Source organism: Citrobacter sp. Marseille-Q5395, assembly GCF_947057495.1.
GTDB classification, from domain to species: Bacteria; Pseudomonadota; Gammaproteobacteria; order Enterobacterales; family Enterobacteriaceae; genus Citrobacter; species Citrobacter murliniae.
Genome location: NZ_CAMSEL010000001.1, coordinates 389,850 through 401,884 on the forward strand (window position 1 = coordinate 389,850; position 12,035 = coordinate 401,884).

The window sequence follows — 12,035 nt, forward strand, 5'->3', positions numbered from 1 at the left end:
TTTAAAAGGAGTGAAGGGATGTCTGATATAAACCGTGCAGGCTCCGACCTTATATTTGAACTGGAGGACCGCCCTCCCTTTCATCAGGCAATCATTGGCGCAATTACTCATCTACTGGCAATTTTCGTTCCGATGGTGACACCCGCGCTAATTGTGGGTGCGGCATTACAGCTTTCCGTAGAAACCACTGCCTATCTGGTTTCCATGGCGATGATCGCTTCCGGCATTGGCACCTGGTTACAGGTAAACCGTTATGGCATCGTGGGTTCCGGTTTACTCTCCATTCAGTCAGTCAATTTTTCATTTGTTACGGTCATGATTGCTCTGGGCAGCAGCATGAAAAGCGACGGTTTCCACGAAGAATTAATCATGTCGTCGCTACTTGGCGTCTCCTTCGTGGGCGCATTTCTCGTGGTCGGTGCTTCATTTATTCTCCCTTATTTACGCAGAGTGATTACTCCCACCGTCAGCGGTGTCGTCGTGTTGATGATTGGCTTAAGTCTGATTAAAGTCGGCATCATTGATTTTGGTGGCGGCTTTGCCGCCAAAAGTAGCGGCACGTTCGGCAGTTACGAACATCTTGGCGTCGGATTGCTGGTTCTGATTGTGGTTATCGGTTTTAACTGCTGCCGCAGCCCGCTTCTGCGCATGGGCGGTATCGCCATTGGTTTATGCGTTGGCTATATCGTTTCGTTATGCCTGGGCATGGTTGATTTCAGCAGCATGCGCAATCTGCCGCTCATCACCATCCCACATCCATTCAAATACGGATTTAGTTTCAGCTTTCATCAGTTCCTGGTTGTCGGCACGATTTATCTACTTAGTGTGCTGGAAGCGGTAGGCGATATCACCGCCACAGCGATGGTTTCCCGCCGCCCGATTCAAGGGGAGGAATATCAGTCGCGTCTGAAAGGAGGCGTGCTGGCGGATGGACTAGTCTCTGTTATTGCCTCCGCAGTCGGTTCATTGCCATTAACCACCTTTGCACAGAACAACGGCGTGATTCAGATGACTGGCGTCGCCTCACGTTATATTGGACGGAGCATCGCGGTAATGTTGGTGATCCTCGGGTTATTTCCAATGATCGGCGGCTTCTTCACCACCATTCCCTCAGCGGTTCTGGGTGGCGCAATGACGCTGATGTTTTCCATGATTGCAATTGCCGGTATCCGCATCATTATCACCAACGGATTAAAACGACGTGAAACATTGATCGTCGCTACCTCTTTGGGTTTGGGTCTTGGCGTTTCATATGACCCCGAGATTTTTAAAATCTTACCCGCCTCTATTTATGTATTAGTTGAAAATCCTATTTGTGCCGGAGGGTTAACCGCAATTGTTTTAAATATCATTCTCCCAGGAGGCTACCGACAAGAAAACGTTTTGCCAGGTATTCCCTCAGCGGAAGAGATGGATTAACAGTAAAGGAGTTAATGATGTCAGGCGAACACACGTTAAAAGCAGTTCGAGGCAGTTTTATTGATGTCACCCGTACGGTTGATAACCCGGAAGAGATTTCCTCTGCGTTGCGATTTATCGAAGATGGATTGTTACTGATTCGCCAGGGGAAAGTGGCATGGTTTGGCGAGTGGGAAGAGGGAAAATATCAAATCCCTGACTCCATTCGTGTCCGCGACTATCGCGGCAAGCTGGTAGTCCCGGGCTTTGTCGACACGCATATCCATTATCCGCAGAGTGAAATGATCGGCGCCTATGGCGAGCAGTTGCTGGAATGGCTGAACAAACACACCTTCCCCACCGAGCGTCGTTATGAAGATTTAGAATACGCACGCGAAATGTCGGCGTTCTTCATCAAGCAGTTATTACGTAACGGCACTACCACGGCGCTGGTGTTTGGTACTGTTCATTCGCAGTCGGTGGATGCATTGTTTGAAACCGCGAGTCATATCAATATGCGAATGATTGCCGGCAAGGTAATGATGGATCGCAACGCGCCAGATTATCTACTCGACACGGCAGAAAGCAGCTATCAGCAAAGTAAGGAGCTAATCGAACGCTGGCACAAAAATGGCCGCCTGCTGTATGCCATTACGCCACGTTTCGCCCCCACCTCAACGCCCGAACAGATGGCGATGGCACAACGCCTGAAAGAAGAGTATCCCGATACGTGGGTACATACTCATCTGTGTGAAAACAAAGATGAAATTGCCTGGGTGAAATCACTTTATCCTGAACACGATGGCTACCTGGATGTTTATCATCAGTACGGTCTGACAGGTAAAAACTGCGTCTTTGCTCACTGCGTCCATCTGGAAGAAAAAGAGTGGGACCGCCTGAGCGAAACCAAATCCAGTATCGCTTTCTGTCCGACCTCCAACCTTTATCTTGGCAGCGGCTTATTCAATTTACAAAAAGCATGGCAGAAAAAAGTGAAAGTCGGCATGGGAACTGATATTGGCGCAGGAACCACCTTCAACATGCTGCAGACGCTGAACGAAGCGTACAAAGTGTTGCAGTTACAGGGGTATCGCCTCTCAGCTTATGAAGCGTTTTATCTTGCCACCCTGGGCGGTGCGAAATCATTGGGGCTCGACAACCTGATCGGCAACTTTATGCCAGGTAAAGAAGCCGATTTCGTGGTGATGGAACCGACAGCAACGCCGCTTCAGCAACTGCGCTATGACAACTCTGTTTCTTTAGTCGACAAATTGTTCGTGATGATGACGTTGGGCGATGACCGTTCTATCTACCGCACCTACGTTGATGGTCGTCTGGTGTACGAACGCAACTAATAATAAAACCTTAACATCCTCGTGAGGACATCATTATGTCTGGAGACATCCTACAAACACCGGACGCACCAAAGCCCCAAGGCGCGTTGGATAATTATTTTAAAATTACAGCTCGTGGCAGTACCGTTCGTCAGGAAGTGCTGGCGGGTTTGACCACCTTTCTGGCCATGGTTTATTCCGTTATCGTGGTTCCCGGCATGCTAGGAAAAGCGGGGTTTCCTCCTGCGGCAGTTTTTGTCGCCACCTGTCTGGTCGCAGGTTTCGGCTCCCTGTTGATGGGGTTATGGGCTAATTTGCCGATGGCGATTGGCTGCGCCATTTCACTTACCGCATTTACCGCATTTAGCCTGGTGCTCGGGCAACAAATTAGCGTGCCTGTCGCGCTGGGCGCGGTCTTTCTGATGGGCCTCATCTTCACCGCCATCTCCGTAACGGGTATTCGTACCTGGATATTGCGTAATTTACCAATGGGTATTGCACACGGTACAGGTATCGGTATTGGTCTGTTCCTGCTGCTGATTGCCGCCAACGGCGTCGGTATGGTCATCAAAAATCCGATTGAAGGCTTACCTGTGGCGCTTGGTACGTTTACCTCTTTTCCGGTGCTGATGAGTTTGCTGGGATTAGCGGTTATCTTCGGTCTGGAAAAGCGCCGCGTTCCAGGCGGGATCTTGCTGGTCATTATCACCATCTCGATCATTGGCTTAATTTTCGATCCAACGGTGAAATACCATGGTCTGGTAGCCATGCCCAGCCTGACTGGCGAAGATGGAAAATCCCTTATATTCAGCCTTGATATTATCGGTGCGCTTCAGCCAACCGTGCTCCCGAGTGTACTGGCACTGGTGATGACCGCAGTGTTCGATGCCACTGGCACCATCCGTGCGGTCGCTGGTCAGGCGAATCTTCTGGATAAAGACAATCAGATTATTAACGGAGGTAAAGCACTAACCAGCGATTCAGTAAGCTCGATATTTTCAGGCCTGGTAGGCGCAGCCCCTGCAGCTGTCTATATCGAATCTGCGGCTGGGACTGCTGCCGGCGGCAAGACAGGTCTGACTGCGACTGTTGTAGGCTTTCTATTCCTGTTGATTCTGTTCTTATCACCGTTGTCGTTTCTGATCCCCGGTTATGCCACAGCCCCCGCACTGATGTACGTTGGTCTGCTGATGTTAAGTAACGTCTCGAAACTGGACTTCAATGACTTTATTGATGCTATGGCAGGACTGGTTTGCGCGGTATTCATCGTCCTGACCTGCAATATCGTTACCGGTATTATGCTGGGCTTTGTAACGCTGGTGGTGGGCCGCGTATTTGCGCGCGAATGGCACAAACTGAATATCGGTACTGTTATCATTACCGTCGCCCTGGTCGTGTTTTACGCAGGTGGTTGGGCAATCTAAGAGAAGCTCCGCGCCATACAAGCGCGGGGGTTTTATCAGAGAAGATTCTCGCCGCTGGCAGCAATACGCTGCTGGCGGATCCGCTTAAGTTCTCCCTCCGTCATCAACTGTAACGCCTGCGTCGGGCAGGACTCGACACAGGCAGGCCCTTCAACCCGATGTTCGCAAAGATCGCATTTCACGATCAGTGGACGTGCATTTCCCGGCAACATCTGAATGGTGATCATGCCAAACGGGCATGCACAGGCACAACTCTGACAACCAATACAACGGTCGGCGTTTGCCTCCACTAGCTGCTCCCCCATGGTTAGCGCCTGTACCGGGCAAGCCCCTACACACGGTGCATTTTCACACTGGTGACACATCACCGGTGCGCTTACGCTATCCAGACGCTGTACCTTTAAGCGCGGTAGAAAAAAACTGGCATTCAACTCCAGTTCTAACGGATGAGCAACCACGCAAGCCACTTCGCAAGTACGGCAACCAATGCAGTCATTTTGATTGACAATAATTAACGATTTCATTGCGATGCCTTCGTATCAAACATAGCTAACATATCGCGCGCCGCCTGCCTTCCTGCCGCCATTGCGGTGACCACCAGGTCTGCGCCATGAACGGCATCACCCCCCGCAAAGACTTTTTTCAGATGCGTTTGGGTAGATAAATGTCCCGCGTCGCCGGCTTTAATCAGGCCATATTTATCGAGTTTAATACCGCTACCTTGCAACCACGGCATCGCATGCGCCTGAAAACCAAATGCCATAATCAGGACATCGGCGGGCAGCTCAAATTCAGAACCAGCCACCGGGCAAGGACGACGTCGACCATCTGGCCCCGGTTCACCCATTGCGGTGCGGATCAAACCAACCGCAGTTAAGTGCCCGTCATCATCACAGGCGATATATTGCGGCTGAACATTAAACTGGAATTCAACCCCTTCTTCGCGTGCATTGACTACCTCTTTGCGGGAACCTGGCATACTGACTTCATCACGACGATAAGCACAAATCACGCTGGCGGCATTCAGACGAATGGAGGTACGCAGGCAATCCATTGTCGTATCTCCGCCACCCAGCACCACAACCCGTTTACCTGCAACATCCGTCTGCGGATACTCTTCAGATTCAGGCAGCCCCATCAACTGGCGGGTATGCGCAGTAAGGAACGGCAATGCCTGAATCACACCGGGTGCATCTTCATTCGGCAACTCCGCACGCATCATGCCGTAAGTACCAACACCAAGGAAAACGGCATCATATTCCGCCGTTAAATCGCTAAAGGAAATGTCGCGGCCAATTTCACAGTTGAGATGAAAGTCGATCCCCATCGCCGTGAAAATCTCCCGCCGTTGGCTTAATACCGTTTTGTCCAGCTTGAAGGACGGAATACCAAAAGTCAGCATACCGCCGATTTCGGGATGCCGATCAAACACATCCGCATGCACGCCAGCCCGCGCAAGAATATCGGCACAGCCCAGCCCTGCGGGCCCTGCGCCAATCACCGCCACTCTTTCCATGCGGGGTATAACCTGGCTGACATCGGGGCGCCAGCCCATCGCCAGCGCGGTATCAGTGATGTAACGTTCCAGATTACCGATAGAGACTGCGCCGGTGTGATCTTTCAACGTACATGCCCCTTCACAAAGCCGGTCCTGTGGGCATACCCTGCCACAGATTTCTGGCAAGGAGCTGGTCTGGTGGCAACGTTCTGCCGCTTCGATAATCCGTCCTTCTTGCACCAGTCGAATGTAGTCTGGAATGGCGTTATGCAGCGGACAATGCCAGTTACAGTTAGCTTTTTCGGCGCACCAGACACAGCGGTCACTTTCATAAGCAGCTTGTTGTTGATCCAGCCCACAATAAATTTCTCCAAAGTGCGTTTTCCGCTCGCTCGCTGAAATTTTATCTGCACCTTTGCGCGGATTAACAGGGAGTAACGCCGCGCGGCGGGATGATGGTAGTTCCTCTGCTGCTTTTCCCTCTGCGGTTCTACGCTGACGCCTCATTTTTATCTGCTGTAACCCTTTGCCATCCATCAGCCGTAACGCCTGCGTTGGGCAAACTTCAACACAAGCTTGCGCGCCAGAATCTCGCTGAAAACAAAGGTCGCATTTCAATGCGACCACGTTATTCATCTCAATGACACCAAAGGGGCAAGCGATTGCGCATCTTTTACAACCAATACACTTTTGTTCATCCAGCTGTACGCTATCTGGTTGAAAAGTTAGAGCATTAACGGGACAAGCCGTAACGCAAGGGGCATTATTGCAATGATGGCAAGCAACGGGATTTGCGGCCAGTCCTTTCCCAACAACATGGAGACGAGGTCGAAAATCACTCTGACTCTGTGGCCAGTTTTCATGATTATGCGCCACCGCACAGGCAATTTCGCAGGCATGACAGCCTATACATTCCGCAGCATCAGCAGCGATAAACTTATTCATTCGTATCCCTTTCACTTGATGAGTTTTTGTCTTCTCAAATGTTGCGATGCAATAAACGGGCATATATTAGGTAGCGTATCTGTATTAATTGCAATTTTGGAACTTAGATCAAATTATTGCGCCGCAATCTATGCCGCTTTCATTAATTGATCATCGTAACCAAAAATAGGGACTTCAGGATTAAAAGTAATAAATGCGAGAGCTCGGTATGCCAGAATGATTAAAGAAATATCAATATGAGAAAATTAGAGATAATTTCACTACCCATTTATTTTCTCATCTATTCTGTTTAACTACGATTATGTGATTACCTCCGCATTTCCACCTTATAACCTCGCCTCCTCGCTAAAACTGGCATCCCACGAGCATGTCTTTATTCAGTTTTATGAAGGTAAACGGTTGCTTTTTAATTTGGCGAGCTTAAGGAGAGACGCATGAGCGCCATAGATTCTCAACCTCCCTCATCTTCAGGGCTAGAGCGCCCCACTGATGAAGTTGACCGCATATTATCACCAGGAAAGCTGATCATACTCGGTCTGCAACACGTGCTTGTTATGTATGCAGGTGCGGTCGCTGTACCGCTGATGATTGGCGACAGGCTTGGCCTCTCCAAAGAGGCTATCGCAATGCTCATAAGCTCCGATCTCTTTTGCTGCGGTATCGTCACGTTGTTGCAATGTATCGGCATCGGTCGTTTTATGGGCATTCGCCTGCCCGTCATTATGTCGGTGACCTTCGCTGCCGTGACACCGATGATTGCCATCGGGATGAACCCAGATATTGGTCTGCTGGGGATTTTTGGCGCGACCATCGCAGCGGGTTTTATCACCACATTATTAGCACCGCTCATCGGCCGCTTAATGCCATTGTTCCCACCGCTGGTTACTGGTGTGGTAATTACCTCTATCGGTCTTAGTATCATTCAGGTTGGCATTGACTGGGCCGCAGGCGGTAAAGGTAATCCGCAATATGGTAATCCCGTCTATTTGGGGATCTCCTTCGCCGTTTTAATTTTCATCTTGCTCATCACTCGCTATGCGAAAGGATTTATGTCCAACGTCGCCGTATTACTGGGGATTGTATTTGGTTTTTTCCTGTCGTGGATGATGAACGAAGTTAATCTGTCCGGATTATATGATGCGTCGTGGTTCGCGATTGTCACGCCAATGTCGTTTGGCATACCGGTGTTCGATCCCGTCTCTATTCTGACCATGACCGCTGTGTTAATCATCGTGTTTATTGAGTCTATGGGGATGTTCCTGGCCCTGGGGGAAATCGTCGGTCGAAAACTCTCTTCACAAGATATTATTCGCGGGCTGCGCGTAGATGGCGTCGGGACAATGATTGGAGGTACGTTTAACAGCTTTCCGCATACTTCATTTTCGCAAAACGTCGGTTTGGTCAGCGTAACGCGCGTTCATAGCCGCTGGGTGTGCATTGCTTCTGGCATCATTTTGATGTTATTCGGCATGGTGCCAAAAATGGCGGTGCTGGTGGCTTCTATTCCGCAATTCGTTCTTGGCGGCGCGGGGCTGGTGATGTTCGGCATGGTGCTTGCAACCGGGATTCGTATTCTGTCGCGTTGTAACTACACCACCAACCGTTACAACTTGTATATCGTCGCAATCAGTCTTGGCGTGGGTATGACCCCGACACTTTCTCATGACTTCTTTTCTAAGCTGCCGGCCGTACTGCAGCCCTTACTACATAGCGGCATTATGTTGGCAACCTTTAGCGCCGTTGTACTGAACGTCTTCTTTAATGGCTACCAGCATCATGCCGATCTGGTTAAGGAATCTGTTACTGATAAAAATTTGAAAGTCAGAACAGTCCGTATGTGGCTTCTGATGCGCAAGCTAAAGAAAAATGAGCATGGAGAATGATATGAATCTTTTAATACGCGCAATATTCAGTCTGCTGTTGCTCTTTCTGATTTCTATTCCTGTCATTTCTGACTGCGTTGCAATGGCCATTGAAAGCCGTTTCAAATATATGATGCTGCTTTTTTAATTACCTTTCCTTGTCGGCATCCGCATTGCTACCGTCGGATGCCGATAAACACTCACATGGTTAATCATTTCACTCTTCTGTTATCTATAATGACGAGTGACTAGAATTAAATGTGAGAAATCATGCAAACGGAACATGTCATTTTGCTGAATGTAAAGGGAATTCCCTCGGGTACGCTGGAAAAATATACCGCGCACACGGCTGATACCCCATTACATCTGGCATTTTCATGCTGGCTTTTTAACCGTGAAGGCCAACTATTAGTAACCCGCCGCGCATTGAGTAAAAAAGCGTGGCCCGGCGTGTGGACCAACTCGGTTTGCGGTCACCCACAGCAGGGAGAAAGTAATGAGGAGGCGGTGATCCGTCGTTGTCGCTTTGAGCTGGGTGTGGAAATAACGCCTCCCGTGTCGATCTATCCTGATTTCCATTACCGCGCCACCGACCCGAATGGCATCGTCGAAAACGAAGTGTGCCCGGTTTTTGCCGCACGAATTACCAGTGAATTGCTGCCAAACAGTGATGAAGTGATGGATTATCAATGGCGCAATTTATCGTGTGTTTTGCGTGGAATTGATGCTACGCCATGGGCGTTCAGTCCGTGGATGGTAATGCAGGCGACGAATAGCGAAGCGAGAAATATGTTGTCTTCTTTCGCGCAGCAAAAGTAAAAAACCCCGACAAATGCCGGGGTTGCGTGCTTTCGCGTAATGCTTATTTTACCGGACGCATAGCCGGGAACAGGATCACGTCGCGAATGGTGTGACTGTTAGTAAACAGCATAACCATACGGTCAATACCAATGCCCAGGCCAGCTGTCGGCGGCAGACCGTGTTCCAGAGCGGTTACGTAGTCTTCATCGTAGAACATCGCTTCGTCATCACCAGCATCTTTGGCGTTAACCTGATCCTGGAAACGCTGCGCCTGATCTTCTGCATCATTCAGCTCGCTGAAGCCGTTACCGATTTCACGTCCACCAATGAAGAATTCGAAGCGGTCAGTGATTTCCGGGTTTTCGTCGTTACGACGCGCCAGCGGAGACACTTCTGCCGGATACTCAGTAATGAAGGTCGGTTGAATCAGATGCGCTTCCGCAACTTCTTCAAAGATCTCCGTTACGATACGACCCAGACCCCAGCTCTTCTCAACCTTGATACCGATAGATTCAGCAATAGCTTTAGCTGAGTCGAAGTTGTCCAGATCCGCCATATTGGTTTCTGGGCGGTATTTCTGAATCGCTTCGCGCATGGTCAGTTTTTCGAATGGTTTACCAAAGTCGAAAACTTCATCGCCGTAAGGCACTTCAGTCGTACCCAGAACGTCCTGTGCCAGCGTACGGAACAGAGATTCGGTCAGTTCGATCAGATCTTTATAGTCCGCATAAGCCATGTAGAGTTCCATCATGGTGAACTCTGGGTTATGGCGAACGGAGATCCCTTCGTTACGGAAGTTACGGTTAATTTCGAACACACGCTCAAAGCCGCCAACCACCAGACGCTTGAGGTACAGTTCCGGCGCAATACGCAGGTACATGTCCAGATCAAGCGCATTATGATGGGTGATGAACGGACGCGCTGCGGCACCGCCTGGGATCACCTGCATCATCGGAGTTTCAACTTCCATAAAGCCGCGACCAACCATGAACTGACGAATGCCCGCCATGATCTGTGAACGCACTTTAAAAGTATTGCGGGATTCATCGTTGGAGATGAGATCCAGGTAACGCTGACGATAACGCGCTTCCTGATCCTGCAAGCCGTGGAATTTATCCGGCAGCGGACGCAGAGCTTTGGTCAGCAAACGCAGTTCGGTGCAATGAATAGACAGTTCACCAGTTTTAGTCTTGAACAACTTACCTTTAGCACCGAGGATGTCGCCCAGATCCCACTTTTTGAACTGCTCATTGTAGACGCCTTCCGGAAGATCGTCGCGTGCAACGTACAGCTGAATACGCCCACCAACGTCCTGCAGCGTAACAAAGGATGCTTTACCCATAATGCGGCGGGTCATCATACGACCAGCAACAGATACCTCGATGTTCAGCGCTTCCAGCTCTTCGTTTTCTTTCGCGTCGAAGTCAGCGTGCAGTTGGTCTGAGGTATGATCGCGACGGAAATCGTTCGGGAACGGGATCCCCTGCTCGCGCAGGTTGGCCAGCTTCTCACGGCGCGTTTTCAGTTCATTGTTAAGGTCGGCTACCGCGTCAGCGCCCTGTGCGTGTTGTTCAGACATTTTGGTTCCTCATAACCCTGCTTTCAAACTTGCTTCGATAAATTGATCCAGGCTGCCATCCAGCACCGCCTGCGTGTTACGGGTTTCAACCCCGGTACGCAGGTCTTTGATGCGGGAGTCATCAAGGACATAAGAACGAATCTGGCTACCCCAGCCGATATCGGACTTGGTGTCTTCCATCGCCTGTTTCTCGGCATTCTTCTTCTGCATTTCCAGTTCATAAAGCTTTGCTTTCATTTGCTTCATGGCCTGGTCTTTGTTCTTGTGCTGGGAACGGTCGTTCTGGCACTGCGTCACTATCCCGGTAGGGATATGGGTGATTCGCACCGCAGATTCCGTACGGTTAACGTGCTGGCCGCCCGCACCGGAGGCACGATACACGTCAATACGCAGATCCGCCGGATTGATGTCGATATCGATATCATCGTCGACTTCCGGATATACAAATGCAGAGCTGAACGACGTATGGCGGCGACCGCCGGAATCGAACGGACTTTTACGTACCAGACGATGCACACCGGTTTCAGTACGCAGCCAGCCGTAAGCGTAATCGCCAGCAATTCTGATGGTCACGGATTTAATACCCGCTACTTCACCTTCAGATTCTTCAATAATTTCTGTTTTAAAGCCGCGTGCTTCAGCCCAACGCAGATACATACGCATCAGCATGCTTGCCCAGTCCTGGGCTTCAGTACCTCCAGAGCCAGCCTGAATATCGAGATAGCAGTCGGCACTGTCGTATTCGCCGGAGAACATGCGGCGGAATTCCAGCTGCGCCAGTTTATCTTCCAGCGTATCGAGTTCAGCAACGGCTTCGTTAAAGGTTTCTTCGTCGTCGGCTTCTACAGCCAGCTCCAGCAGGCCGGAAACATCTTCCAGGCCCTGGCTCATCTGGTCGAGCGTGTCGACAATGGCCTCAAGGGAGGAACGTTCTTTGCCCAGCGCCTGAGCGCGATCTGGTTCATTCCAGACATCTGGCTGTTCCAGCTCGGCGTTTACTTCTTCCAGACGCTCTTTCTTGGCATCATAGTCAAAGATACCCCCTAAGAACGTCAGAGCGCTCCGTGAGGTCCTGAATGCGGTTATTTACCGGATTAATTTCAAACATGGTCTGATTTCTTTTATTGGACTAGTCAAAATGCGGTGATAAGAGCGGGATTGTACCCAATCCACGCTCTTTTTTATAGAGAAGAT

Annotated in this window: 10 protein-coding genes; 6 read left to right on the plus strand and 4 right to left on the minus strand. The window is 50.1% G+C overall.

Annotated elements, in window-relative coordinates; translation table 11 throughout:
* The first annotated feature begins 18 nt into the window (after positions 1-18).
* The 3 genes from xanQ to ghxQ are packed head-to-tail and all read left to right on the plus strand — an operon-like array spanning position 19 to position 4,156.
* On the plus strand, positions 19-1,419 hold the full coding sequence (gene xanQ, locus OH663_RS01750) for a xanthine/proton symporter XanQ (RefSeq protein ID WP_200009958.1): 1,401 nt from the start codon (positions 19-21) through the stop codon (positions 1,417-1,419).
* Positions 1,420-1,436: 17 nt separating this feature from the next.
* Positions 1,437-2,753 (plus strand): guanine deaminase, encoded by a 1,317-nt coding sequence (gene guaD / locus OH663_RS01755; RefSeq protein WP_045447218.1) that lies wholly within the window; start codon positions 1,437-1,439, stop codon positions 2,751-2,753.
* A gap of 35 nt (positions 2,754-2,788) precedes the next feature.
* Complete coding sequence (gene ghxQ, locus OH663_RS01760; RefSeq protein ID WP_045447221.1) at positions 2,789-4,156, plus strand: guanine/hypoxanthine transporter GhxQ; 1,368 nt, start codon at positions 2,789-2,791, stop codon at positions 4,154-4,156.
* Positions 4,157-4,191: 35 nt separating this feature from the next.
* Here ghxQ and OH663_RS01765 read toward each other — a convergent pair whose 3' ends face one another.
* Both OH663_RS01765 and ygfT read right to left on the minus strand, forming a co-directional pair.
* Positions 4,192-4,680, minus strand: a complete 489-nt coding sequence (locus tag OH663_RS01765; protein WP_200009959.1) for a 4Fe-4S dicluster domain-containing protein — start codon at positions 4,678-4,680, stop codon at positions 4,192-4,194.
* A complete protein-coding gene (gene ygfT / locus OH663_RS01770; protein WP_200009960.1) occupies positions 4,677-6,599 on the minus strand; it encodes a formate-dependent uric acid utilization protein YgfT in 1,923 nt (640 codons plus the stop codon). The genes OH663_RS01765 and ygfT overlap by 4 nt, the downstream gene beginning before the upstream one ends.
* A 434-nt stretch (positions 6,600-7,033) precedes the next feature.
* Here ygfT and uacT point away from each other — a divergent pair, with 434 nt between their 5' ends.
* From uacT to idi, 3 genes are all read left to right on the plus strand, one after another.
* The gene (uacT, locus tag OH663_RS01775) at positions 7,034-8,482 is read left to right on the plus strand and encodes a urate/proton symporter UacT (RefSeq protein ID WP_045447229.1); all 1,449 of its coding nucleotides are present in this window, start codon (positions 7,034-7,036) and stop codon (positions 8,480-8,482) included.
* Position 8,483: 1 nt separating this feature from the next.
* On the plus strand, positions 8,484-8,609 hold the full coding sequence (yqfG, locus tag OH663_RS01780; protein ID WP_136345252.1) for a protein YqfG: 126 nt from the start codon (positions 8,484-8,486) through the stop codon (positions 8,607-8,609).
* 122 nt (positions 8,610-8,731) lie between these two features.
* Positions 8,732-9,280 (plus strand): isopentenyl-diphosphate Delta-isomerase, encoded by a 549-nt coding sequence (gene idi / locus OH663_RS01785; protein ID WP_200009961.1) that lies wholly within the window; start codon positions 8,732-8,734, stop codon positions 9,278-9,280.
* Positions 9,281-9,323: 43 nt separating this feature from the next.
* Here the strand turns inward: idi and lysS are convergent, their stop codons facing one another.
* Positions 9,324-10,841: a lysine--tRNA ligase gene (gene lysS / locus OH663_RS01790; RefSeq protein WP_045447234.1), complete on the minus strand. Its 1,518-nt coding sequence runs from the start codon at positions 10,839-10,841 to the stop codon at positions 9,324-9,326.
* 9 nt (positions 10,842-10,850) lie between these two features.
* Positions 10,851-11,949 (minus strand): peptide chain release factor 2 gene (prfB, locus tag OH663_RS01795; protein WP_136345251.1). Its coding sequence is split into 2 segments (ribosomal slippage): positions 10,851-11,873 and positions 11,875-11,949, totalling 1,098 coding nucleotides; the frame shifts between segments, so codons are not numbered across the junction.
* Between the last annotated feature and the right edge of the window lie 86 nt (positions 11,950-12,035).

What these genes read in the sequence shown, in the direction of transcription:
- xanQ (WP_200009958.1), top strand. Translation starts at nt 19, where the DNA reads ATGTCTGATATAAACCGTGCAGGCTCCGACCTTATATTTGAACTGGAG.
- guaD (WP_045447218.1), top strand. Translation starts at nt 1,437, where the DNA reads ATGTCAGGCGAACACACGTTAAAAGCAGTTCGAGGCAGTTTTATTGAT.
- ghxQ (WP_045447221.1), top strand. Translation starts at nt 2,789, where the DNA reads ATGTCTGGAGACATCCTACAAACACCGGACGCACCAAAGCCCCAAGGC.
- OH663_RS01765 (WP_200009959.1), bottom strand. Translation starts at nt 4,680, where the DNA reads ATGAAATCGTTAATTATTGTCAATCAAAATGACTGCATTGGTTGCCGT.
- ygfT (WP_200009960.1), bottom strand. Translation starts at nt 6,599, where the DNA reads ATGAATAAGTTTATCGCTGCTGATGCTGCGGAATGTATAGGCTGTCAT.
- uacT (WP_045447229.1), top strand. Translation starts at nt 7,034, where the DNA reads ATGAGCGCCATAGATTCTCAACCTCCCTCATCTTCAGGGCTAGAGCGC.
- yqfG (WP_136345252.1), top strand. Translation starts at nt 8,484, where the DNA reads ATGAATCTTTTAATACGCGCAATATTCAGTCTGCTGTTGCTCTTTCTG.
- idi (WP_200009961.1), top strand. Translation starts at nt 8,732, where the DNA reads ATGCAAACGGAACATGTCATTTTGCTGAATGTAAAGGGAATTCCCTCG.
- lysS (WP_045447234.1), bottom strand. Translation starts at nt 10,841, where the DNA reads ATGTCTGAACAACACGCACAGGGCGCTGACGCGGTAGCCGACCTTAAC.